This is a genomic window from Echinicola shivajiensis, assembly GCF_018642165.1.
Classification (GTDB): Bacteria; Bacteroidota; Bacteroidia; order Cytophagales; family Cyclobacteriaceae; genus Echinicola; species Echinicola shivajiensis.
Genome location: NZ_JAHHZM010000001.1, coordinates 594,394 through 617,837, shown reverse-complemented (window position 1 = coordinate 617,837; position 23,444 = coordinate 594,394). Strand labels below are relative to the sequence as shown.

Sequence of the window (23,444 nt, the reverse complement as noted above, 5' to 3'; positions counted from 1 at the left end):
AACTATGTCAGGTGTTTTTGGGCTTGTTTTAGCCCTTTTGCTCAGTTTAGTAGATCCTGGTCAAGATATTAATTTGATCAATTCAGAGAATACCAAGATAAATACAATTTATTATCAAGAGTTTTCTGAACAGGAAAATCCTGGAATTGATCAACTGATCCAATATGATGGATTTAAGCAGAAAGAAGGTTTTGCTCCTAATTTTGGCGTTAATAATGATGTCGTTTGGATAAAATTCCATGTTATCAATCAGGATAATAGGCCAGAACAATTTTTAGTGATGGACAATCCTACTTTGGATGAAATAGAGTATTACCTGTTTGAGTCTGGAGAATTGATCGATAAGGGAATTAGGGGAAGATCATTCCGGGATAAGGTAAATGACCATTCCTCTTCAGGTTATATACTTCCATTAAAACTAGAGACAAATATAGAATATGCGATCTACTTAAAGGTGAAAAGCTTTGAGAAGAAGGTGTTACCAATGAAAATAATGCCGGAAATTGAAGTTTTGAAAGAAGTAAAAAGAGAAGACGTTTATTTCGGGGTGTTTTCCGGAATTTTTATTGGCTTGCTCTTTTACAATCTATTCCTTTACTTTTCATTGAGAGACAAAGCTTATCTGCTATATGTGTTCCACACCGTATTTGTATGGCTGGCCCAGTCATCAATCATGGGATATACTCAGCAAATTTTATGGCCTGAATGGGATTGGATTAATTCCAGGGCAAATATGCTGTTCTCGTCCGCAGTCAGTATTGTGGGCATACTTTTCCTTAAAGAGTTTCTCAATACGAAAAAGTTTGTTCCGAAGCTTGATAAAGGCTTAAGGGTCTTTTTTGTGATATATCCCATAGTCGTTCTTACGGCGATTATAGGTCATCAAACCTTGAGTTATAATATCCTGATTTTTACCCAATCTATTATTGTCTGGTATATTTTGTTGATTGGTATTCAGGTGAATAGAGAAGGGTATAGGCCTGCAAGGTATTACTTATTGGCTTGGTCATTCTTTATGTTGGGGATTTTCCTTTTCGTTATCAGGGATATGGGGCTGATACCCTATAATATGTTTTCCGCTTACGTTATGCCTGTGGGGTCAGTATTAGAAGTGATTTTGCTTTCATTAGCCTTGGCTGATAAAATCAATGTACTAAAGGTGGAGAAGGAAGAAGAACAGCATAAAACCCTTAACGCGATAAAAGAAAATGAAAGGTTAATAAAGGAACAGAATGTTATTTTGGAAGAAAAAGTTAAATTGAGAACTGAAGAGTTAGAAAGAACGCTAAGCAATCTTCAAAATACACAAACCCAATTGGTGAATCAGGAAAAGATGGCATCTCTTGGGCAATTGACTGCCGGAATTGCGCATGAGATCAATAACCCGATCAACTTTGTGAGCTCCAATATATCGCCTTTGAAAAGGGATATAAAAGACATTATGGAGATAGTGGAGGCGTATAGGGAGAAGGGAAAAACTGAATTTAAAGAAGAGACCAAAGAAGAACTGCAGGAACTGGAAGAAGATCTTGAGTTTGATTACTTGATTGAAGAGGTAGCCTTGCTTTTGAAGGGGATGGAAGATGGAGCGAAGAGGACAGTTGAAATTGTAAAAGGGCTAAGGTTGTTCTCCAGGGTGGATGAGCAGGATGTCAAGAAGGTAGATCTACATGATGGGATCAACAGTACCTTGGTTTTATTAAATAGCACCATGGGGAAAATTGAGGTAAAAAAGGATTATGGCAATATCCCTATGGTCGAATGCTTGGCAGGTAAAATGAACCAAGTATTTATGAATATTATCAGTAATGCAATTCAAGCTTTGGGTGAGCAAGGGAGTGAAAACTCTGCACCTGGAATTTTAATAAAAACAATGTCCCAAAACGGGGAAGTAACATTAGAAATAGAGGATAATGGTCCTGGAATGCCAGAACATGTCCGAGAAAGAATTTTTGAACCATTTTTTACAACAAAGGCCGTAGGGAAAGGTACTGGTTTGGGTTTATCTATTGTTTATAAGATAATCGAGAACCACCGTGGTAAATTAGATGTTTTTACCTCCCCTGGAAAAGGAACTAAGTTTGTAATTAAGTTACCTGTATATCAAAAAACACCTAAAAATGAGCAGTAAGATTCATGTTTTATATTTAGATGACGAGGACAATAACCTACACTCTTTCAAAGCCAGTTTAAGAAGAGATTTTAAGATATATACTGCTCTGAATGCCGAAGAGGGCTTAGAGTTGGCCCAGAATAATGAGGTACATGTAGTTATAGCTGACCAGAGAATGCCTGGAATGACCGGGGTGGAATTTTTTGAGAAACTGGTAAAAATAAAGCCAGACCCAATCCGAATTTTATTGACGGGATATTCTGATATTGCCAGTGTAATTGATGCTATCAATAAAGGTGAGGTATATAGGTTTATTGATAAGCCATGGAATATAGAGCAGATAAAAAACGCTATTAAAAATGCTGCAGATATTTATTTTACCAGAAAGGAACTCAAGGAGAAAAACCAGCGCTTGAAGAAAATGCATTCTGAGATGAACCAATTTGTTTATAGTTTGTCTCATGAGCTCAGAGGCCCATTGATGAGTATTTCAGGTGTTTCCAAATTGGCTAAAATGGAATGTACTGACAATAGAATATTGGAGTATTTTGAAATGATTGATTCAGCTACCTTTAAACTGGATGATTTTATATATAAAATGCTCGACTTTTATCGCTCTACCAAAATTGACAATGTAATAACTTCCATTGATTTCAATGAGTTGTTGGGACAGCAGTGCGAAGCATATAATAATAAATGGGATCTCAGCGATATTCAACTAGAAGTGAATGTCAACCAAGAAGAGAAATTTGATTCTGATGAGGCAAAGCTTAGAGTGATCTTTAATAACCTTTTCAGCAATGCATACAAATTCCAACAGGAAGGTAACCCCGACAAGTTCATCAAGGTGGATGTTCAAGTCCAGGGAGGAAATGCAATAATAGAGGTGTCTGACAATGGTATCGGTATAGATGAAAAGTATCAAAAAGAAGTGTTTGAACTATTTCATAGGGCTACGCAAAAGAATGTTGGGGCTGGAATAGGTTTATATATGGTAAAGGAATCAGTTGAACAGTTAGAGGGAGATATAGAATTGAATTCCGCTGTTGGTGGTGGTACTTCCTTCAAGATTACCATTCCTTCTTTATAGCCAAATCATAAAGGAAAGAAAAAGGAGCTGGTCGGTAAGGCCAGCTCCTTTTTGATTTATATCACCTGGTGAAGCTAAAAATCACCAGCACTTCATCGGTGAGTTTTTGTTCTTCAGGAGAGAATGTAGGGGGGGCAGCATCTGCACCTCTGATTTGGGCCTTCATATATTCCATTTGTACAGGCCTTGGGGGGAAGCTCTGCTGGGAACTATAATCGACTTTGAAAACTTTTACATCCTTGATATCCAATGTGTTTGCAATCAGGTTAGCCTTTTCCTTTGCATCCGCAAGGGCAGTGGTGAGGAGTTCCTTTTCGTACTTTTTCTGCATTTCTTCAGATACAGTAAAGGAAACATGAAACATTATTTCTTCACTTTTGTTCAGGCGATCAACTAAGGAAACCAAATCCTTATCTGGAGAGCTCAGTTCAATTTTGATGTTTTGAGTGGCTACATAGCCACTGTCCTTTGAACTCCCTTGACGATAAATTCTGTTTTGGTTTATTCTGTATTGGCTGGTGGAGAATTCGAAGTCAGAAAGTCTACTTGAATTGACCAGTTTTTCGATTTCACTTGTTTTTTTGTTCAAGGCAGCAGCAGCTTCAGATGCAGCCATGGCGATTTTCTCAACACTAATGGAAATGATCGCCTGATCGGGTTTGATACTGATTTCACTTTTTCCAGTCACCTGAATAGTGTTGGGGTTATTTACTATTTGTGCTTGACTGACCGAAAAACCAGTTAGTAAAATGGTTAATATTAGAAGTACTTTTTTCATGATATTTAAAAATGGTTACTCCAACTAAACGGCAAAACATAGGCCATTATAACAGCAAGGCTGAAAAAAAAGCATCAAATTCATTTTTTTACTTTGTTAACAAGCCAAATGGCAGTAATTTGCCGGCCGTTTCAGTCATTATGAATGTAAAAAATGTTTTTAATATGATTAATCCATGGCATGATGTTCAAATAGGAGATGAAGCTCCGGAATACGTAATGGGCGTCATTGAAATCCCTAAAGGAAGTAAAGGAAAGTACGAATTGGAAAAAAAGACGGGTATGTTGATGCTGGATAGGGTTTTGTTTTCAGCAGTTCATTATCCTGCCAACTATGGCTTTATTCCACAGACTTTTTGTGAGGATCATGATCCATTGGATATCTTGATCATTTCTCAGATCGATATTCCATCCATGACTTTGGTTAAGGCTAAGGTGATAGGGGTGATGAGAATGGTAGATGGTGGTGAAGCTGATGATAAAATCATCGCTGTAGCAGCAGATGACCAGTCTGTAAATTACATCAACGATATTGATGAGCTTCCTCCATATTTGATGAAAGAAACGCACCGTTTCTTCGAAGATTATAAGAAGTTGGAAAACAAGGAAGTAAAAGTGGAAGACTTTCTGGGTAAGGAGGATGCGATGAGGATTATTCAAGAGAGCATTGATCTTTACGATAAGAATTTTAGAAATAAAAAATAAAAAAAGGCTGTCGCAAGACAGCCTTTTTTTATGCCTATCCTTTAGGGAATCAGTGGTAAACTAAACTTAGCGTGGCCAAATGGCATATCAACGCTATTTTTTTTGTAATTTGCGATTTGCAAAGAAAGCGTTTATGTCGAGATTTGATCATATAAGACCTTATTATGATACCGAAGTCAACCAGGCTATTATAAGTGTGGTGGATGACCCTATGATGAAAGCCATCATGGAATTTACCTTTCCAGAAATGGAAGAGGAAGAGTGGAAAAGTCAGTTAAGAAGAACTCATTCAATCCGAGACTTCCAGATTAACTTTATTTATCCCGCCATTAAGATGGTGCTAAAGAAAAGTTCTGAAGGACTTAGCTATAGTGGATTTGAACAGCTAGACCAGCATACAGCCTATCTATTTATATCAAATCACAGGGACATAATCCTGGATACTTCATTGTTGAATTATACCTTGTACAATAATGGTCTGATGATGACTTCATCTGCTATTGGTGATAATTTGGTGAAGAAGCCTTTTTTAATGACCCTTTCTAGACTTACTAGAAACTTTATTGTACAGCGAGGTCTGCCTGCCAGGGAATTGTTGGAAAGTTCTAAGCTGATGTCCCTGTATATTCAGGAGTTATTAATGCATGAAAACCGTTCAGTGTGGATTGCTCAGCGAGAAGGAAGGACCAAGGACGGTAATGATGCTACCCATAAAGGAGTGCTGAAGATGATTTCAATGGCCCGGGGAGAAGAACCGGAAATGAGTTATTTTAAAAAGCTCCATATTGTGCCAGTGTCTATTTCATATGAATATGATCCTACTGATCTGCTGAAAATGCCTGAATTGATGGCGAAGTCCAGGGCAGAAGTTTATGTGAAAGAAAAGAATGAGGATTTTGTCACTGTACTAAATGGTATCATAGGGCAAAAGAAGCGCATTCATATCCATGTAGGCAATCCTTTGGATGAAGAGATCGATCAAATCATGACAGAGGTAGAGTCAGCCAATAAGCAGTTCCAAGCTTTGTGTAATGTGATAGACCAAAAAATTATTTCTAATTTCAAATTATGGCCTACCAATTATATCGCCCATGATCTTCTGCATAATTGTGACCAATTTAAAGATGAGTATACTCTAGAGGAAAAGGAGGCTTTTGAAGAGCGGTTCAAGAAGGGAGTAGATCAAAATGATGGTGTGGCTGTCAAGAACTTTTTGGCCATGTATGCCAATCCAGTGACTAATCAAGAAGCATTAAAAGTAAGTGAATAGGGAGGTGTAAAACATCTCCTTTATTTTTCTTCGGTAGCATTCCAATAGGGCAGTCTCCTACATGAACTGATTTCAAGAGTGTGAAAATCGAATTCCTCAGTGACCTTGCCTTCAAGGAGGTAAATTCCCTTGCCAGCTAGGGGGTGTTTTTTTACAACTGGGGGGAAGTGAACCGTATCTATCCAGTCCCCGTCCCTGTCTAGGAATGTTCCAAAGTTCATGACTTCGCCTTTTATTGTCCGGGTGTATTTTATGGCGACCAAATAGCCAAGTACCTGTATGTGCTTTCCAGAATAGTATGCTATGTCCTTGGCCTTGATGCCAAGAGTATGATCATCTTTGAGCAGAAAGAAAGGGTCTTCCAAAGGGAACTCAAGGATTTCCAATTGATCGAGGATGTCCTGTCTGGTATCATTGGCTTCTAATGTTGGGACTTTTATATCTTTAAATCCTACCTGTCTAAATAAGTGCTGGTGCGGCGTTCTGTTTTTTTGCTTGTTGAATAAAAAATGAGCTTCCCAAAGAAGTGCTTGTTTGGTTTTGGCTATGAATCGAAATGCACCAATACGGATTAAAATGAGCAACTGTTCAAGGCTGATAGGAACTCTGGTAATGAAGTCCTTTAGATCGGTAAAATATCCTTCCTGTTTTCGGTTTTCCAAGATGTGGCGGCTGACTTCTTTTTGAAGGTACTTCAAGTGGATAAAGCCTAAAAAGACAGTATTACCTTTGATACAGGTGAGTTGATCGCTTTCATTGACATGAGGGAGTTGTACATCTGCACCAGTTGCCATTAGTTCACGGATATAAAATTCGGTTTTATAGAATCCTCCAAAGTTATTGATAACACCGACCATAAATTCCTTAGGGAAATGGGCTTTCAGGTAAAGGCTTTGGTAGCTTTCCACGGCAAAGGAGGCAGAATGTCCTTTGGCAAAGGAATAACCTGCAAAGCTTTCTACTTGGTGCCATACCTCTTCAGTAATGGTTCGATCGCGTCCCTTTTCAAGTGATTTCTTGAAAAAGCTATCTTTTACCCGCTGGAACTCCTCTTTTGATCTGAATTTCCCGCTCATTCCTCTTCTGAGCACATCAGCTTCATCAAAAGATAGTCCTGCAAAATGATGGGCTACTTTGATGACATCTTCTTGGTATACCATGATGCCATAGGTTTCTGGCATGAGGTCATAGAGTATGGGATGGGCACGGGATTTTCTCAAGTTTGGGCTTCGATGTCTCAGGATGTATTCTCTCATCATTCCAGAGCGGGCCACACCAGGTCTAATGATCGAACTGGCAGCGACCAGTCCGAGATATTCATCTACCTTTAGTTTGGTCAGGAGCATACGCATGGCCGGTGATTCTACATAAAAGGCCCCTATGGTATGTCCTTTTCTCAGAAGGGCTTTGATCTTTTTGTCCTGTTTGAAGGTGGCCACTTGATGGATGTCTACTTTGATGCCTTGGTTTTCTTGGATGATGTCTAAACTGTCCCTGATATGTCCCAGTCCCCTCTGGCTAAGGATGTCAAATTTGGCAAAGCCTATTTCCTCTGCAATATGCATGTCAAAATGGGTGGTTGGAAAGCCCTTTGGAGGGAGGTCTGTAGCGGTGTAATAATGGATGGGGTGTTGAGAGATAAGGATTCCTCCAGCATGAATGCTCAAATGATTGGGCATACCGTGGATTAACTGGCTGTATTTTAAGACCAATTGACCAATACGGTCAGGGAAGTAGTTGCCTGGTTTAGCAATAAAATTGATCAAAGCTTCTATATCTGTTTTGGGTAATCCGAAAACTTTTCCCAATTCCCGAATGGCTGAATTGACCTGAAAGGTGTTATGTGTGGCTAATAGGCTTACGTATTCATGCTTTTCTGTATTGTGTTTATTGAAAATATATTGAATGATTTCGTCTCGATCCTTCCAGGAAAAGTCAATGTCAAAATCTGGAGGAGAGGTCCTGTACAAGTTGATAAACCGCTCAAAATATAGGTCCAGCTCAATGGGATCCACGTCGGTGATAAACAGGCAATAGGCCACGATGCTGTTAGCACCACTCCCTCTGCCCACATAATAAAACCCACGTTTACGGGCATAGGAGACAATGTCATAATTGATCAGGAAATAGGAAACAAATTCCTTTTTTTTGATGATGTCCAGTTCTTTTTCAATCCGTTCGACCTGGTTTGGGCTAAGGGTTTGCCCATAGCGAAGTTTTGCTCCTTTATAGCTTTCTTTCCTTAAGATTTGGAAGTCCTTTTCTTTATTTCCGAAAATACCTTGTTTGTTTTTTACGGCTTGGTAATCTTGATGAAAGTGGCAGGACTGTAATAGTTTTTGGGTGTTTTGGAGCAGCCAATACTGTTCATCACATCGATCGGCAAGATCTCCTATGCTGTAAAACTGATCAGAAATATGCCCTTGCTCTTCCAGAGGAAGTTTGCTAAGTAAGATATTGAGTTCTATGCAACGCAATAGTCTGTGAATATTAAAGGAACATTGGGAATAAAAAGATACGGGCTGAAGGAGTATCCATCTGTCCTTATGCTTGGCCCAGGGAGACCGGAGTGCCTTTTTGATTTGGGCAGGGTGAATACCTAGGTATTCATTTTTGCTTAGGTTTTCTAAAGTACAGGGGAATGGATAGATGATGGCTGTATTTTGCCATTGGGGAGCTCTGTCTGGAAAGGGATTTTTTTTTCTTTTGTGGACAGAAAGGTGCAGGTTCATTTCATAAAATCCGTGGTGATTTTTGGCTAGACCAATATATTGTTGTTTGATGCCATTCCTAAAATCAATGCCTGCTACAGGTTCTATGCCTGCCAGGGTTGCAGCCTTGAGGAAATTATAAATGCCTGCTGTGCAATTGATGTCGGTGAGCGCCATAGTTTTGACACCTTTGGCCTTTGCTTGGTCGACCAATTGATTTATGGACATGGTGCCATATTTGAAACTAAAATGGGAATGGCAATTAATAAACATGGCTGAATCAGGTTTGCCTGCAATTATTTACAAATATATATGTTTGTTTTGTAAACATATAATTGTTTGTTTTAAAAACATATTGTCCCTTGGAAGCTTTCTGTTTTAAGTAGGGATAGTACTATTTGGCGACTTTTGTACTATCTTTGTGCAGGTAAAAAATAATTAGTTATGAAAAGCGCAGGTGCAGCTATTTTGGAAGGAAAATGTCCAAGGTGTAGAAAAGGTAAAATATTCCCAGTGTCTATATTTAGCTTTAAAAAGTTGTCAGCAGTAAATCATAATTGTCCAAATTGCGGGGCAGTGCTGGAGCCAGAACCTGATTTTTATTATGGAGCCATGTATGTGAGTTATGCCCTTTCAGTGGCTTTGGTGATCAATGTGATGATCATTTTGAATTTTGTGTTTGGTGATCCTGATGTTTGGGTTTATATAGTTTCAGTGGCTGGGGCAAATTTATTGCTGTTACCCATTATGTTGCGTTATTCTAAGGTGTTGTACCTGTATGCAGCAGGTAAACTCAAATATGACCCTAAATCCAGTTAGGAAGTGATTATTTCTTAAGGTATTTGCTTGGTTTCCACATCAGCATAAGCATGCTGATGGTGATGCCTATTAGTAAAAAAAGAGCAGGCAATCCGCCTAAGTTAGAAAGCATTTTTACCCCATCGATGCCAGCAAAGGTGATCATTACCCATGCTAATAATCCGACCAAGGTACCCCAGGTGACCTTTAGGCTAGTGTCGGAATCGAACTTTTCTATGGAATAGCTTTTCATACTTAGTGATGCCATGGCCTCTGTATTTGAATCGGCTGCGGTAACATAGCTGATAAACATGGCTAGTGTAAATACAGGAGCCAATAGTTCCAGACTGCCCATGTCGGCGAATACTTGGTAGATGATAGATTCTGGTCCTTTGTTTTCAAGGAGATTTTTGAATGCAATGGGGGTGTTTTCTGCATAAAACAAAGTGCTTCCTCCTAAGATGCACATCCATGCCAAGCAAAATAGTGCTGGGAAAATCCAATTAAAAAGGATGAATTCCTTTACCGTTCTACCATAGGCAATCTTCCCTAAAAACAATGCGGTGATAGGTGCCCATGCCATCCAGTTTGCCCAATTAAATATTGTCCATGATTGAAGCCATGAGCTGTGCTTGATATTGCCTAACTGAAGGCTTAAAGGGATGAAATCGGCCAGGAAATGGGTAGTGCCCTCTCCAGCATAATGGAAAATACTAAGACTGGGTCCAATGGAGAGGATGAAAAGGCAGAAAATGATAAAGACATAAAAATTGATTTGACTAAGGCTTTTTATTCCTCTGTTTATGCCTGATGATGCGGAAAGTATAAAAGTGCTGATGATGAGTAAGGTGACAACTGGCCTGATAAAAGCTTTATCCCAATTGGGCCATTGGTCTTGGATGCCTCCTGATATGCTCAGAATTCCTGCTCCTAAGGAAGCAGACATGCCAGCAACCAAAGCAAACAAGCATACCATATCTATAGAGTTGGAGAACTGGTTTAATCTATTTTTTCCTAATATCGGAGCCAGGGGACTGCTGAGACTGAACTTTTGTTCAGCATTGTAGACTGCCAAGGCAATTCCCAAGGCGGGGATGCAGTAGATGGCATAGGGGGTAAAGCCCCAGTGCAAAAATATGGCCCCCATAGAGAAGTTGGCAGAGGCACTTGAGTTACTTGGGATATTTTTAAATTCAGGAGGATATAAATAGTGGAAGAGGGGTTCTGCACTTCCCCAGAATAATATCCCCACAGCTACAGTAGTACATAGAATAATGGAAAACCAGCTTAACCTGTTGAATTTTGGTTTCGCATACTTGCCGCCAATTTTGATATTGGCTAATGGTGACCAAAGTATCATGCCGCAGGTGATGACCATGACAAAGGCTGTATAAGAAAAAAGCAATGAGAAGTTGTCAAGAATAAATTGATTGATGCTATTCATCGAATCTTCAAAGAAATCACTGGCCAACCAACTACAAGCGACTGCCAGGGATATCAGAATGAAGGGAGGCCAGAACACACTTTTTCGTAAGGGTGAGTAATATGTTTTTAGTTGGTTTCTCAATCCAAATGTTTTATTGATAAGGTGTTACGAATAAAAATAAAGGGTAAATTTATAAAGCCAACCATTTTGGGGGGATTTTTGCTTAACCCATACTGTATTGTTTTTTATCTTTTGGTTTAAATGAAAAAGGAATGGTTGTAAGAATTCTAACATTTCCTCTCCGTTATACTTTTTCTAAGGTAAAAAAGGCCTTAGGTAAATTGGGAGAAATTAGAATAGAGCCGCTTTATGCCTTTGGGAATGAAGACAGGATTTTTGTTAAAGCCCGGGTTTTGGAAGCTTATAAGCAAAGTAAGCCTTCTGCCAAAAAGAACAGCTTGCAAAACATATTGGCGGCTTTGAGGAGGTATGCTGGAAGTAGTGTGCCGGATGCTAGGGTATTGGTGAGTTTTATGGGAAAGCAAAAGGAAGTAATAAGCGATGAAGAGGGGATTGTCGCCTGTGAATTTGAATGTGCCGATCATTTTTCAATAGAAAAACATAAGGTAGGGTTTAGCTTGGTGGAAGAGGAGGGCTTAATACGGGAAAAGAAGCATTCCTATATCAAGGTTCGGCAATATTTAAAAAATCATCCCATAGGAGTAATTTCAGATATTGACGATACCATATTGATTTCCCATGCGACAGATATAGGGAAAAAGCTTTGGCTTTCTGTTTCCAAAAATGCGTATACCCGGAGGCCATTTCCTGGAGTCAGTGAGTTTTATAAAGCGCTGACCCAGCATGGGAAATATCCTGTATTTTATGTTTCAAGTAGTGATTGGAATTTATATGATTTAATTAAGGATTTTTTGGCCTATAGAAATATCCCTTCAGGTCCCTTATTGCTTCAGGATTTGCATCTTAATCTCAAGAATATCTGGCGTTCAGGTGGAGGAGATCACGCACATAAACTGGAGAAGATTGAAATGTTGCTTGACCTATATTCTGGGATGAAGTTTTTTTTGATTGGTGATAGTGGCCAACATGATCCTGAATTGTACGCAGAAATTATTAAGGCTTATCCAGGAAGGATCAAATCAGTTTATATCCGTGAGATAAGCGATGAAGAGCATCTTCGTCGCGAAGGGTTAATTCATGATATTAGCCAGTATGACCAAGCACCAGAATTGGTATTTGTGAAATCTTCCCAAGAAGCCATGCGGCATGCTAGGGAAAAACTATATATATCTTCGTAAATAGATGAAAAGACGGTATTTATTTGTCCTAAATCCCATTTCAGGTAATGGAGATGATAGAGAGGAAGTAAAAGAGCAGCTATTTCAGCAACTCCATGGTATTGATTTAGAAGTGTGGGAAACTACCGGCAAAGAAGATGACCCCAAAAGGATTCGAGATATTTTGTCCAGTGAGAATTGGGATGGAGTCTTGGTAGGAGGAGGTGATGGCACAGTCAAAATAGTGGTAGAAGCTGCCGTTGGTACTGACCTGCCCATTGGAATTGTTCCTTTGGGATCGGCAAATGGGTTGGCTACCTGTTTTGGTATTCATAGTATCTCGGATGCATGTCATGCGATACTAATGGACAGGACCAAGGCTGTTGATCTGTGGAGGATCAATGATGAGATTTTTGTTCATCTAAGTGATTTTGGCTTTAATGCAGGATTGGTGAAGCGGTCAAGATATGAGAGCACAAGGGGAATGATGGCTTATTTTATGAGTTCATTTGCTCAGTTTACAGAATTAAAACCTTATCATTTTACCATCAAGTTAGAGGAAGAAGTGATAGAGGTCGATGCCAAAATGTTGGTGATTGCGAATGGTAGCAAATATGGTACGGGCGCTTTGATCAATCCCAACGGAAAAGTGGATGATGGCCTTTTTGAAATTGTGGTTCTCAATCCTGAGGGATTTGAAGAAATCCTACGTTTATCCGTTGAGTTATTTAAGGGCACTCTGGCAGATTCGGAAATGGTAAAAATATGGTCCGCAAATAAAGTAGAAATTAGCAACCCCGATGGAGCGGATTTTCAGATTGATGGGGAGGTAATGCCCAAAACAGCAACAATAAAAGTCTATCCGGTTGATGAAAAGATAAACTTTTATTGCTTAGAATAAAGATAGAATTATTTCAATGTTCTTCTCATTGCCATGGCTACACCTAGGTGCATGCCCTCATGAATTCCTTCAAAATTGATGGCCTCAGTAATGTTTTTAAGGGTTACACCAAAGCTTGTGGTGTATTCCTGATAGCTTTTGAATGAGCCGATTACCAGGTCATTTTTTAGGCTTTCTAATGAGGAAAGAGCTATTATTTTTAAGTGTTCGAGTTCTTTCTCGGTTAGTGGAGCTTCAGGTTTAGTGCCTTTTCGGAATTTTTCCACCAGTTCTTCATCAATCAGTAGTGGTAATCCAGAAAGCTTATAGCATAAGATTTGCTGAGTGACAAGGCTATGGCCAAAGTTCCATGCAATATTGTTGTTGAATCCCTCAGGAATGGTGTTGATTTGCTCGAGGCTTAGACTGTTGAGGAGATTGATGAAATTTTCCCGTGTTTTGAGTATATGTCTAATGTTCATAGCTTATTGGGGTGATTATTGGTTGATTTTGTTTCCTGATATTAAGTTTGGGGCAAATGTACACTATAATGAGATATAAAAAAACCGGTCAATAAGACCGGTTTGTAAACGTTTTGTTTTTTATACTCCAAGGCTCCAGTCGCCTCTGTATTGTCTTCTGACGAATTGATTGGCTTCATCAAAGTTGGTGACCTTCATGTTTGGTCCATCCCAAACGAGTTTGATTCCTCTTCCAGGATAATCGTATCCTCCTTTTTCACGAGGAGTTCTGATATCGTAACTTCTGATGGCCAGATTGCCCATTAATACTGATTCTGTCAATGGACCAGCGATTGAGAAAGGAGAGCTTAGTTCATTGAATTCTTTACTTCCGTGACCTGCTACACATGCTTTTACCCATTGTGCATAGTGTCCGTTGTCACCGTTTTCCACTCTAGGAATAGTTACCGGAACCTTGTCTCCATCTTCTCTTGAAGTAGGTAATAGTTTCGGGTTAATACCATAAGTAGAACACATCATTTTTCCCTTGGTACCTTCAATGATTACACCATTGCCACCATCACCCATTTGCTCATTTGGTCCAAGTTCTTCTGGTCTGGCAGGCTGGATACCGCCATCCATCCAATGGAATTCTATATCTTTCTTTCCAGGGTTTTTGAACTTAAGTGTTACGTGGGAAGAAGGAGGGCAACCATCAGGGAAATATCCTCTGTTAAATTCACCAACGTATACAGAGCCTACACTGCATTCGGCTTCTGAAGGGTAACCTAATCCTAATACCCTGAAAGGTGGCTCCATGATATGACAAGCCATATCACCAAGAGCGCCTGTTCCATAATCCCACCAACCTCTCCAGTTGAACGGAACCAAGTTGTCTACATATTCTCTATGAGGGGCTGTGCCTAGCCATAGGTCCCAATCCAGTTCAGCTGGTGGTGTGATTGATTTTTCTGGCCATTTGATTCCTTGAGGCCATACAGGACGGTTGGTCCAACAGGATACTTTGGTAGCTTCTCCGATTAGTCCAGCATTGTACCATTCCATCATTCTTCTTACTCCATCACCTGAAGAACCTTGGTTTCCCATTTGGGTAACCACTTTGTATTTCTCAGCGGCTTGGGTAAGCATTCTGGCTTCATAAATGTCATGTGTCAAAGGCTTTTGAACATAGACATGTTTGCCTAACTGCATGGCAGCCATAGCCTGAACGGCATGGTTATGGTCAGGAGTAGATACTGTTACAGCATCAATATGCTTATGTTCTTTTTCCAACATTTCCCTGAAGTCCTTATAGTATTTGGCTTTAGGGAATCGTTCTCTGGAAGTGGCAGCTCTTCTGTCATCGACATCGCAAAGATATCCGATTTCAGCATGGCCACTTTTATGCATTTCGTTGATGTCACTTTGTCCCTTTCCACCTGCGCCTATACCGGCTACGATAATTTTATCGCTAGGGGCTGTGAAGCCAGGACCGCCAAGTACGTGTCTTGGTACTAAATAAAATCCTGCGGCAGCTGTTGCAGCTCCCTTTAAAAAATCCCGACGGGAACTATTGGGATTAGAAGGTTTTTCGTTTTTCATGAGTACTATACTTGTATTGGGAATATTGAGTTAAATTTCAAAATGAAGCATAATTTAGGGAAATCTTTTTTTTCTGCCATGTGAAAAAAAGATTTTAAGCCTTAATGGCTTTAAATAGGGATGAACGGTTGATGCTTATAACCGATATTTTAGAGCGGTTTGCTGTCTTGTTTATTGCTAAATCGTTAAAATGATTGTTTTCCTATTAAATTGTTGCTTTATAATTTAGAATAACTGCGATAAGGTTTTGATTAAAAATTCATTAAGTTTAAGACGAAAACGTGAGAAAGTTCAAAATATTTCCAATATGATAAAATCTAACCTTTTAAAGTCATCATTTATTCTTTTGATAGGTGGCTTGTTGGCGTGTGATCCCGATCCTAAACTTTCGGATAAAGCTTTGATACCTTTGCCTGAAAAGGTAATAGAACAAAATGGGGTTTTTACAATTGATAAGAATACCAAGCTGTTTATTGATCAGGTTGAACTGGAGGGGATTGCAGGCTTCTTTTCCAAGTTTATTAATCATTCGACCGGTTTTAATGTACAAGTAGTGACCGATAAACCCGAGGATGGTTATATAGCCTTAGGGTTGGTGGCTGGATTGCCTGAAGAAGGGTACGAGCTAGAAGTGCAGTCCGGTATGATCAGTATAAAAGGAGGTAGCCCAGAAGGTGTTTTTAGAGGTTTTCAGACTCTAAGACAATTGATGCCCGTTGCTATAGAGAAGGGGGGAGGATTTGAAGGGGAGTCATGGAAGATACCCGGAGTCAAAATTGAAGATGCGCCGGAATATGCTTATAGAGGAAGCATGTTGGATGTAGCCCGTCACTTCTTTGGCGTGGAGGATATTAAAAGATATATAGATCTAATGTCTTTGTATAAAATGAATTATTTGCACCTACATTTAGCTGACGACCAGGGCTGGAGAATTGAGATTAAATCCTGGCCAAAGCTTACAGAAATAGGTGGTAGTACTGCCGTTGGTGGTGGTGAAGGAGGTTTTTATACCCAAGAAGATTATAAGGAAATCGTAGATTACGCCAAAGAGCGTTTTATTACCATCGTTCCTGAGATAGATATGCCAGGTCATACCAATGCTGCTTTGGCATCTTACCCTGAACTCAACTGTAACGGTGAGGCACCAGAGCTATATACTGGAATTGAGGTAGGATTCAGTACCCTTTGTACTGATAAGGAGATTACTTATCAGTTTATTGATGATGTGATTAGGGAATTGGTAGAATTGACCCCAGGTCCTTATATACATATTGGTGGAGATGAATCCCATGTGACTCCATTGGAAGACTATATTCCATTTATTGAGCAGGTTCAGGATATTGTGAATTCGTATGATAAGAAGGTGATTGGTTGGGATGAAATTGCTCATGCAGCGTTGAGGCCTAGCGCTACTGCGCAGTATTGGTCAAAAGCGGAAAATGCACAAATGGCTGTTGACCAAGGGGCAAAAGTATTGATTTCTCCTGCTTCAAAGGCCTATTTGGATATGCAGTATGATTCAACCACTCAATTGGGATTGCATTGGGCGGCATATATTGAATTGGATAGTGCCTATCTGTGGGATCCAGTTGAACTTGAAGAGGGGATTAATAAAGATAATATTTTAGGGGTGGAGGCTCCTTTATGGACTGAAACCATCACTACTATGGATGAGTTAGAGTATATGGTTTTTCCAAGGTTGATAGGGATTGCCGAGATTGCTTGGACCAAGCCGGCTTTAAGGGAGTGGGATGATTACAAATCCAGGCTTATTAAGCATGAGGATAGGCTGAAAGCATTAGAGGTGAACTATTATTCTTCACCATTATTAAAACAAGAAGAGACGAAATAGAAAAACAAAAGCCGATCCATTTTGATCGGCTTTTGTTTTTTAAAGAATGCTTGGATCGGAGAGCTTTCCCATGAACAAAATGGCCCCGCTGTGTTTTTCTTGGATGAAAAAGATAAACGGCCTGTCCAGCGTGATGACTTGCGGGGTAGGATTAGGAGCCGCTGTGAGCTCAATGATTTCCACTACTGTGGCAGCAGCTGCTTCAGTGCCTTTTTCGTCCACCTCTATCAGGGCGTCATGGATGACCCTGCTTATTTTTAATGAATTGGTGGGAGTATCGAATAATTCAGTAAAATTTCTATCGTCAAAATAGAATGGAGTGACCAGTCCCATTGCCTCTAAATCATCTCTTAAGTTGTTGATTTTTTGCCTCATTTTAAATTTGGGCATTTTTATAATGGCAGCGCTTCGTTGAAGATTTCCTTTCCAATGGTCGATTTGTGAAAGCGAAAATTCATTTTCTATAGCAGCCAAGTTGTGACCGTCTGGTAAAATGATGCCCATGGAATATTGACCGGTACTATAGGGGATCTCCAAATAGGTAAGATTATCTGATTTGAAGTAATTGATGTCAGCTGGGTCGGAAAGACTCATCATATCTACTTGATGGCTTTCGTTTGGATTGGTATGGAATGGCGCTTTGGAGGTATTGTTTTTGTCAAATTGATATTTCCAGTCACCATAAAAATAAATGGCATTGACGAGGTACATAACTGCATCAGGACGGACTTGGTCAATCATATCCTTGATGAGGTTATTGGTGTTTTTTTCTATCCATTGATTGATGATTTCAGCAGAATTTGGATCTTTCATGTCCAAGGTACTTAGGGCAGCGAGGTATTGCATTTGCATGGTTTGCTGAAAGGCAGCTTTTACGCTCTGTCCTTCCCTGTACCAAATTCCATTAGCAATATTCAAGGAGACTTTGGGATCTACCTCTTTTAGAAATTGAGTGAGTTTATGATTGGCATTATTTGCTTCCTCTAAGCTGGTGTTTTCAAGGCCAAGTAGTTTCTTGTATTCTTCCAGAACTTCTCCTTTATTGCCGTTCATGGTCATGGAGAGGGCTTGCTGTATGCTGAATGGACTGAAGAATAAATTGGGATTTTCAGATTTTTTTAGTTGTAAGTAAAGGTCAATAGCGAAATTGTTGCTACTGTTGGCAAGGTCTTTTTCATAATCATTTAGTACCCTTAGATTGGGGACAATGGTCTTATTTTCCGAGTCTTCATTGAGGCAGGAAGTGAGCGCCAAAAAAAGGATAAAAATGATAGTGTAATATTTCTTCATCATCAAATAATTTTATTAATCTCTAGACGGAAAACAAGGTGGAAATGCTACAAAAAAAATCCTTCACATTATAAAATATGAAGGATTTTGTTAAAAGCTTAAAATTTAATTTATCTCGATTTCTCTAATGCTCTTTCTACATCTGCAATGATATCGTCATGATGTTCAAGGCCAGTAGAAAGTCTGATCAAGCCAGGTAAGATGCCCACTCTTTCTCTTTCTTCTTCTGTCAATTTACTATGAGTGGTTGAAGCTGGGTGAGTAATAATACTTCTGCTATCACCAAGATTGGCAGTGACAGTGATCATCTGCAATTCGTCAATGAATCTTTTTGCCCTTTCAATTCCTCCTTTTAGCGTCAGGGTGATGATACCTCCCCCCTGTTTCATTTGCTTTTTGGCCAAGTCATGTTGAGGGTGGCTTTTGAGGAAAGGATATTTTACAAACTCCAGATCTTTGCTATCCTGGAAGTATTCTGCCACAGTAAGGGCATTGGAACAGTGTCTGTCCATTCTTACTGCCAAGGTTTCCATACTTCTTGAGAGTATCCAAGCATTAAATGGAGAAAGGCTAGGTCCAGTATGTCTGGTAAAAAACTGCACATCTTGGATCAATTCTTTTTTGCCCAAGATCAATCCTCCTAATACTCTTCCTTGACCATCAATGTACTTGGTGGCGCTATGTGCTACAATATCAGCACCCCATTTGGCAGGCTGTTGCAAGTAAGGTGTTGCAAAGCAATTGTCTACCACCAAGATCAAATTATGAGCTTTTGCAAAAGCACTTACCCATTCTAAATCTATAATTTCCAGTCCTGGGTTGGAAGGGGTTTCTATAAATAACATTTTGGTATTGGGCTGTACCAACTTCTCCCAGTTCTGGATATCAGAAATGTCACCATAAGTAGAAGTAATTCCCCATTTGGGAAATACCCTGGTCAACAACTGGTGGGTAGATCCAAACAGTGATCTGGAAGCCAAGATGTGGTCGCCCTGTTGAAGTAGGGAGGCGATGCTACCAAACATGGCGGCCATTCCAGAAGCAGTGGCAATACCGTCTTCAGTTCCTTCCACTGCACAAACTTTTTCTATGAGATCAGAGCTGTTTGGGTTGGCATATCTAGAGTAAATATTTCCAGGTATTTCATCTGCAAACATTTGTCTCGCTTCTTCAGCACTATCGAAGGTAAAGCTTGAAGTCAAGTAAATAGGGGCAGAGTGTTCTCTTTGGTTGGATTTGGAAGAAGCTATTCTAATGGCTTCGGTTTCAAAATGCTTATTTGACATGATGGAATTTTTCAGGTTAGTAAAATTAATTAATTGACACAGACAATGCTTTTTCCAATACCTGATAGGGCATGTTTTCTGGAAATACGATGGTGTATCGAGAAGAAGTGCTGTGTGAGTAAATGGATCATAATGTCTAATTTATAGTTCCCTTTAATTTTGGGCAGGTTTTGGCACCTTTCCACCAAGGCGGATGGTTGCCAGAGGGTCTTGGAGCCTGATCTCTCGCCTCTTCTTTATAAATCAGTTTCCTGAAGTGCTGCAAAGTAACATTAGCCTGGTTGAAATTCCAAACAATTTACATTTTGCCATGAGAAATTCCAGAATTAAACTTAATCAGGGGATATAGCTTTTCAATACGGAATGCCACAAGTCATAGCCTTTGTCATTATAATGAAGCATGTCTTGTTCAAAAATTTCAGGCATTGGTTTTCCGTTTTCATTTAAAGTAATGTCCCAGATATTGACAAAAGTTACTTTTTCAGTTCTTTCGCAATAGACCTTCATTAGCCTATTAAGGGATTCATATTGTTCCTTTAGTTCCCATCTGGAAGGGCTTGGCTTTGCGCTGATGAAATGAATTTCAGCATCAGGTAAAGCTTTTTGGATTTTGGTCACCAGTTTTTTCATTGTATTAAGAATGTTGACAGGACTTTTTCCGCTGGCAATATCGTTGTCTCCTTCATAGATAAAGATGTTTTGGGGCTGGTAACGTAGGATAAGTTGATCTGCATAAAAAAGCAGCTGATGGGCCTGAGATCCTCCAAACCCAGTGTTGACAATAGTTTGATCGGGGAAATACTCTTGAAGATCGGTCCATTTTCTAACGCTGGAACTTCCAGTAAAAAGGTATACAGGTTCGTTAGATGGAGGAATAGGTGTTTTTTGGACAATGGACGCTACTTCTGCTTTAAATTTTTCTAGATCATTTTGGGCTTGAAGCTGAAGGCTAAATGTCAAGGCCAATAGTAAAAATGATATTTTGTAGTACAAGGTGTTTAGGTTTGCCATGATTAAGGGTTTCAGTTTTGGGAAAGTTATCAATTATGAATCAAAACTTTGATGGAGTATGATTGAAATATTGAAATAAATTTCGAAACCGAACATTTCTCCGTACATCTTTTTAAGTTGTACGTTTTTGGATACGCGATCAATTAGGGATGATCGAAAATAAATTAGGTATGTTTAAAACTGGAAAATGGGGTTTGGTGGCATTTTAGATGGGATTGGTCACATTTATTATTTATAAGCAGCAATCAAAAGTACCTTAAGTCCAAAATTGCTCGTTTTTTGATTAGAAGGAAGAAAGTTTGCTTTGATTTTAAAGGTCTGAAATTATAATGGGGAAGTTTAAGCGTTTTCTGTGGTTTTGCAGTGGTGGAAATATGTCACTACTAAAAAAATGTCCTACTGAATCCAACAAATACATTGGTATAGGAGGAACAGTGTTTTTTACTGGCTTACTAGCTGCTTTGTCGGGTGGGTATGCCTTATATACTGTGTTTGAGTTGTGGTATTGGGCAGTGCTTTTTGGACTTGTTTGGGGATTGATGATCTTTAATTTGGATAGGTTTATTGTCTCAGGGATGAGGAAGAGAGATAGTATTTGGTTAGAATGGAGAATGGCATTCCCTAGGTTGGTATTGGCCGTTTTGTTGGCGATAGTTATTTCAAAGCCATTGGAATTGAAGGTTTTTGAGAAAGAGATAAACAAAAAGGTTGAGGCCAGTAAGATCGCTGATTTGGCAAGTTCAAAGGAGGAATTGGAAGCTGTTTTTCCGGAAGTTGAAAGGTTGGAGGAAGAAAACCAGCTGTTGAAGCAAGAAATATTGGAAAAGGAAGCTTTTCGGGATCAGAGGCAGAAAGAATATGATGCAGAGCGATTTGGTGAGAAGACACCTGGGACTACTGGAATAGTTGGTTTAGGAGTAAACGCAGCGAAAAAAGAGCAGCAGTTGGATGCTGCTGAGAATGAATTGATAAGGGTCCGTGAAAGGAATTGGGGAAAAATAGATGAAAATGAATTAGAGATTAATAAAATACTGGAAGATAAACAGCAGGTTTTTTTACAGCAAAAAGCAATGATCGATCAATATGACGGTATAGCAGCCCGAATGGATGCGCTTTCTGTGCTAACAGCTGAAAGCAAGACTATAGCTGCAGCAAATTTGTTTATTGTTTTATTATTCATAGCGATAGAAACTGCTCCCGTAGTGGTTAAGTTGATTTCAAATAGAGGTCCATATGATTTGTTGCTGGATAAATCAGAAAGTGCTGTGGCTGTTTATGCCCATGAACAGAAATTTAAGAATCAGGAAGAAAGTAATATGCGTTTGAAGTATTTTTCAGAGACCAGTGCTTTAGAGAATGATTTGAAAATTAGGAATAAAAATCATCGTTCTGTATTGGTTTCCAAAACAGAACATGATTGGCTTGAAGACAAGTTTCAGAGAGGAAACCTAAAGAAGGCTCCAGTAGAAGCGGAGGAAGACCAAGTTTGATTTAGGCTGTTTCCAGTTTGCTGGTAAGATTGTTTGGCATATTTTCTTTTGCAATTACCTCTAATTGGTCCATTACCCTAGGTACGGACTTCCATTCTGTCCAGCTAATAAATTTTGTTATGATACTTAACCTTTTTCCTGGTTTGGCGATTTTGTTTCCGATTTTTAGTATTGATGAATCCCTGTCAATCAAAGATTGGTTATAATCTATTGCTGTCGAGTATTCGTTGGCGAATTTCCATGCTCCATCTCGGGCTATTTGAATGCTGAAATTGAGTAATATTTCGTCTTTACCATTGGCGAATTTGATTAAAAAGCCAAAAATAGGGGATACCTTGGAGAGATTGGATTTTACTCCATCTACTAATTCAGATAAGATGATATTTATTTTGTCAAAGTCATTTTTGATGTCGATTAGATTACCTTCTTTCATTGTTTCGACTGCAGCTATTCCCAAGTCGAGATTGATATGGGCGTTGATCCCCAATAACAAATGTTGGAGTATGGTGGTGCCTGATTTTTCAGCTGTTTCAAATGCGCAGAGCCAACTTTTACTTGGTTGCTCTGATTTTAGGTACAATTCATAGGCATCAAAAAAACGTTGCGCAAAAATAATGTCCAGCCTTTCCATCCTTTCATTATCTTCAAATTCCTTGTTGATTATTCCTTCCTTTATTCGGATGGTAACCCTTCTGTAAAGGACTGCAAAAAATCCGATTCGGCTTGCAGATTGATGGCAGTCTAAAACAATCCTGTCCATTTTGCTGATTACTTCCGCTATTGTGTTCATGGCAAAAAGTTTAGTTGAATTAATATTTATAGGGCCAATATAGTTCTATTGTCTTTTTGAGGTTTAATGAATTAGGAAAAATATTATCAAAATTTGTTTTTAGTATCGGTAAAGAGTAGAGAAAAAAAACATTTTTCTTTAAACCGTTTTAGTGAGCATAAGATTTGAAATATGTGGTTGTAATGGTGATTTGATATAGGAATTATGAGGGAAGTCTTGAAAAATATTTTTACGGTTTTATTGCTGTTAGGGATATTTTTATTATGTTTAAAGAAGTTTTGGTGTTAAAAACGAGGAATAAATCCCTTTTTTCCAAAATATATGCGGCTGTTAGTCAGTTAGAATAAACCCATTCGAGGAATCCATGAGGCGATTCCTCTTTTTTTTGCCTAATTTTTAGACCTGATATTACGTGTTTTACATAAAACAGCAGAAATTAGGCTGTTTTTTAAGCCGGTTTTTGGTTTTTTTTCAAAACAAGCTCTTTGTGTCATGAGAAATGAAGCTGTTTTTTACAGAGAAGTGTCTTTGCGCTTAAAACAGGCTGTTTTTTAGACCTGATTGCTTCCAAAAAGCGGGTTATTTATAAGTTCG

The 23,444-nt window shown here is 39.1% G+C and carries 18 protein-coding genes and 1 riboswitch; of the genes, 9 read left to right on the top strand and 9 right to left on the bottom strand.

Going from position 1 to position 23,444, the window contains the following annotated elements; translation table 11 throughout:
* Window positions 1-4 precede the first annotated feature (4 nt).
* Both KMW37_RS02470 and KMW37_RS02465 read left to right on the top strand, forming a co-directional pair.
* Complete coding sequence (locus KMW37_RS02470) at window positions 5-2,131, top strand: sensor histidine kinase (protein WP_246581292.1); 2,127 nt, start codon at window positions 5-7, stop codon at window positions 2,129-2,131.
* Window positions 2,121-3,203 (top strand): hybrid sensor histidine kinase/response regulator, encoded by a 1,083-nt coding sequence (locus KMW37_RS02465; protein WP_215223006.1) that lies wholly within the window; start codon window positions 2,121-2,123, stop codon window positions 3,201-3,203. The genes KMW37_RS02470 and KMW37_RS02465 overlap by 11 nt, the downstream gene beginning before the upstream one ends.
* A gap of 61 nt (window positions 3,204-3,264) precedes the next feature.
* Here KMW37_RS02465 and KMW37_RS02460 read toward each other — a convergent pair whose 3' ends face one another.
* On the bottom strand, window positions 3,265-3,981 hold the full coding sequence (locus KMW37_RS02460; RefSeq protein ID WP_215223005.1) for an SIMPL domain-containing protein: 717 nt from the start codon (window positions 3,979-3,981) through the stop codon (window positions 3,265-3,267).
* 164 nt (window positions 3,982-4,145) lie between these two features.
* Between KMW37_RS02460 and KMW37_RS02455 the strand changes: the two genes are divergently transcribed.
* Together KMW37_RS02455 and KMW37_RS02450 are read left to right on the top strand one after the other, a co-directional pair.
* Window positions 4,146-4,685: an inorganic diphosphatase gene (locus KMW37_RS02455; RefSeq protein ID WP_215223004.1), complete on the top strand. Its 540-nt coding sequence runs from the start codon at window positions 4,146-4,148 to the stop codon at window positions 4,683-4,685.
* A gap of 133 nt (window positions 4,686-4,818) precedes the next feature.
* Window positions 4,819-5,955 (top strand): 1-acyl-sn-glycerol-3-phosphate acyltransferase, encoded by a 1,137-nt coding sequence (locus KMW37_RS02450; RefSeq protein WP_215223003.1) that lies wholly within the window; start codon window positions 4,819-4,821, stop codon window positions 5,953-5,955.
* Window positions 5,956-5,975: 20 nt separating this feature from the next.
* On the opposite strand, the gene KMW37_RS02445 is transcribed toward KMW37_RS02450, so the two are convergent.
* Window positions 5,976-8,939 (bottom strand): DNA polymerase III subunit alpha, encoded by a 2,964-nt coding sequence (locus KMW37_RS02445; RefSeq protein ID WP_215223002.1) that lies wholly within the window; start codon window positions 8,937-8,939, stop codon window positions 5,976-5,978.
* Window positions 8,940-9,110: 171 nt separating this feature from the next.
* Here KMW37_RS02445 and KMW37_RS02440 point away from each other — a divergent pair, with 171 nt between their 5' ends.
* Window positions 9,111-9,485: a DUF983 domain-containing protein gene (locus KMW37_RS02440; RefSeq protein WP_215223001.1), complete on the top strand. Its 375-nt coding sequence runs from the start codon at window positions 9,111-9,113 to the stop codon at window positions 9,483-9,485.
* A 7-nt stretch (window positions 9,486-9,492) separates the two neighbouring features.
* On the opposite strand, the gene KMW37_RS02435 is transcribed toward KMW37_RS02440, so the two are convergent.
* Window positions 9,493-11,031 (bottom strand): BCCT family transporter, encoded by a 1,539-nt coding sequence (locus tag KMW37_RS02435; RefSeq protein ID WP_215223000.1) that lies wholly within the window; start codon window positions 11,029-11,031, stop codon window positions 9,493-9,495.
* A gap of 131 nt (window positions 11,032-11,162) precedes the next feature.
* Between KMW37_RS02435 and KMW37_RS02430 the strand changes: the two genes are divergently transcribed.
* Entirely contained in the window at window positions 11,163-12,209 is a 1,047-nt protein-coding gene (locus KMW37_RS02430; RefSeq protein WP_215222999.1) for an App1 family protein, read from the top strand.
* A gap of 4 nt (window positions 12,210-12,213) precedes the next feature.
* Window positions 12,214-13,089: a diacylglycerol/lipid kinase family protein gene (locus KMW37_RS02425; RefSeq protein WP_215222998.1), complete on the top strand. Its 876-nt coding sequence runs from the start codon at window positions 12,214-12,216 to the stop codon at window positions 13,087-13,089.
* An 8-nt stretch (window positions 13,090-13,097) separates the two neighbouring features.
* On the opposite strand, the gene KMW37_RS02420 is transcribed toward KMW37_RS02425, so the two are convergent.
* Window positions 13,098-13,550: a DinB family protein gene (locus KMW37_RS02420; protein WP_215222997.1), complete on the bottom strand. Its 453-nt coding sequence runs from the start codon at window positions 13,548-13,550 to the stop codon at window positions 13,098-13,100.
* 120 nt (window positions 13,551-13,670) lie between these two features.
* Window positions 13,671-15,131 (bottom strand): Gfo/Idh/MocA family oxidoreductase, encoded by a 1,461-nt coding sequence (locus tag KMW37_RS02415; RefSeq protein ID WP_215222996.1) that lies wholly within the window; start codon window positions 15,129-15,131, stop codon window positions 13,671-13,673.
* Window positions 15,132-15,438: 307 nt separating this feature from the next.
* Between KMW37_RS02415 and KMW37_RS02410 the strand changes: the two genes are divergently transcribed.
* The gene (locus KMW37_RS02410; RefSeq protein WP_215222995.1) at window positions 15,439-16,983 is read left to right on the top strand and encodes a beta-N-acetylhexosaminidase; all 1,545 of its coding nucleotides are present in this window, start codon (window positions 15,439-15,441) and stop codon (window positions 16,981-16,983) included.
* Window positions 16,984-17,022: 39 nt separating this feature from the next.
* Here KMW37_RS02410 and KMW37_RS02405 read toward each other — a convergent pair whose 3' ends face one another.
* The 3 genes from KMW37_RS02405 to KMW37_RS02395 all read right to left on the bottom strand — a co-directional run bounded on the left by KMW37_RS02405 (window position 17,023) and on the right by KMW37_RS02395 (window position 20,570).
* A complete protein-coding gene (locus KMW37_RS02405) occupies window positions 17,023-18,276 on the bottom strand; it encodes a serpin family protein (RefSeq protein WP_246581291.1) in 1,254 nt (417 codons plus the stop codon).
* Window positions 18,277-18,383: 107 nt separating this feature from the next.
* Entirely contained in the window at window positions 18,384-19,559 is a 1,176-nt protein-coding gene (locus KMW37_RS02400; protein WP_215222994.1) for a trans-sulfuration enzyme family protein, read from the bottom strand.
* A gap of 138 nt (window positions 19,560-19,697) precedes the next feature.
* Window positions 19,698-19,804, bottom strand: a riboswitch (SAM riboswitch).
* 91 nt (window positions 19,805-19,895) lie between these two features.
* Window positions 19,896-20,570 (bottom strand): SGNH/GDSL hydrolase family protein, encoded by a 675-nt coding sequence (locus tag KMW37_RS02395; protein WP_215222993.1) that lies wholly within the window; start codon window positions 20,568-20,570, stop codon window positions 19,896-19,898.
* A gap of 374 nt (window positions 20,571-20,944) precedes the next feature.
* On the opposite strand from KMW37_RS02395, the gene KMW37_RS02390 reads away from it, so the two are divergent.
* Complete coding sequence (locus KMW37_RS02390) at window positions 20,945-22,060, top strand: DUF4407 domain-containing protein (protein ID WP_246581290.1); 1,116 nt, start codon at window positions 20,945-20,947, stop codon at window positions 22,058-22,060.
* Window position 22,061: 1 nt separating this feature from the next.
* Here KMW37_RS02390 and KMW37_RS02385 read toward each other — a convergent pair whose 3' ends face one another.
* Entirely contained in the window at window positions 22,062-22,850 is a 789-nt protein-coding gene (locus KMW37_RS02385; protein WP_215222991.1) for a DUF5995 family protein, read from the bottom strand.
* Window positions 22,851-23,444 lie beyond the last annotated feature (594 nt).

What these genes read in the sequence shown, in the direction of transcription:
- KMW37_RS02430 (WP_215222999.1), top strand. Translation starts at nt 11,163, where the DNA reads ATGGTTGTAAGAATTCTAACATTTCCTCTCCGTTATACTTTTTCTAAG.
- KMW37_RS02410 (WP_215222995.1), top strand. Translation starts at nt 15,439, where the DNA reads ATGATAAAATCTAACCTTTTAAAGTCATCATTTATTCTTTTGATAGGT.
- KMW37_RS02385 (WP_215222991.1), bottom strand. Translation starts at nt 22,850, where the DNA reads ATGAACACAATAGCGGAAGTAATCAGCAAAATGGACAGGATTGTTTTA.
- KMW37_RS02395 (WP_215222993.1), bottom strand. Translation starts at nt 20,570, where the DNA reads ATGGCAAACCTAAACACCTTGTACTACAAAATATCATTTTTACTATTG.
- KMW37_RS02455 (WP_215223004.1), top strand. Translation starts at nt 4,146, where the DNA reads ATGATTAATCCATGGCATGATGTTCAAATAGGAGATGAAGCTCCGGAA.
- KMW37_RS02470 (WP_246581292.1), top strand. Translation starts at nt 5, where the DNA reads ATGTCAGGTGTTTTTGGGCTTGTTTTAGCCCTTTTGCTCAGTTTAGTA.
- KMW37_RS02405 (WP_246581291.1), bottom strand. Translation starts at nt 18,276, where the DNA reads ATGATGAAGAAATATTACACTATCATTTTTATCCTTTTTTTGGCGCTC.
- KMW37_RS02425 (WP_215222998.1), top strand. Translation starts at nt 12,214, where the DNA reads ATGAAAAGACGGTATTTATTTGTCCTAAATCCCATTTCAGGTAATGGA.
- KMW37_RS02390 (WP_246581290.1), top strand. Translation starts at nt 20,945, where the DNA reads ATGTCACTACTAAAAAAATGTCCTACTGAATCCAACAAATACATTGGT.
- KMW37_RS02460 (WP_215223005.1), bottom strand. Translation starts at nt 3,981, where the DNA reads ATGAAAAAAGTACTTCTAATATTAACCATTTTACTAACTGGTTTTTCG.
- KMW37_RS02440 (WP_215223001.1), top strand. Translation starts at nt 9,111, where the DNA reads ATGAAAAGCGCAGGTGCAGCTATTTTGGAAGGAAAATGTCCAAGGTGT.
- KMW37_RS02445 (WP_215223002.1), bottom strand. Translation starts at nt 8,939, where the DNA reads ATGTTTATTAATTGCCATTCCCATTTTAGTTTCAAATATGGCACCATG.
- KMW37_RS02420 (WP_215222997.1), bottom strand. Translation starts at nt 13,550, where the DNA reads ATGAACATTAGACATATACTCAAAACACGGGAAAATTTCATCAATCTC.
- KMW37_RS02465 (WP_215223006.1), top strand. Translation starts at nt 2,121, where the DNA reads ATGAGCAGTAAGATTCATGTTTTATATTTAGATGACGAGGACAATAAC.
- KMW37_RS02450 (WP_215223003.1), top strand. Translation starts at nt 4,819, where the DNA reads ATGTCGAGATTTGATCATATAAGACCTTATTATGATACCGAAGTCAAC.
- KMW37_RS02400 (WP_215222994.1), bottom strand. Translation starts at nt 19,559, where the DNA reads ATGTCAAATAAGCATTTTGAAACCGAAGCCATTAGAATAGCTTCTTCC.
- KMW37_RS02415 (WP_215222996.1), bottom strand. Translation starts at nt 15,131, where the DNA reads ATGAAAAACGAAAAACCTTCTAATCCCAATAGTTCCCGTCGGGATTTT.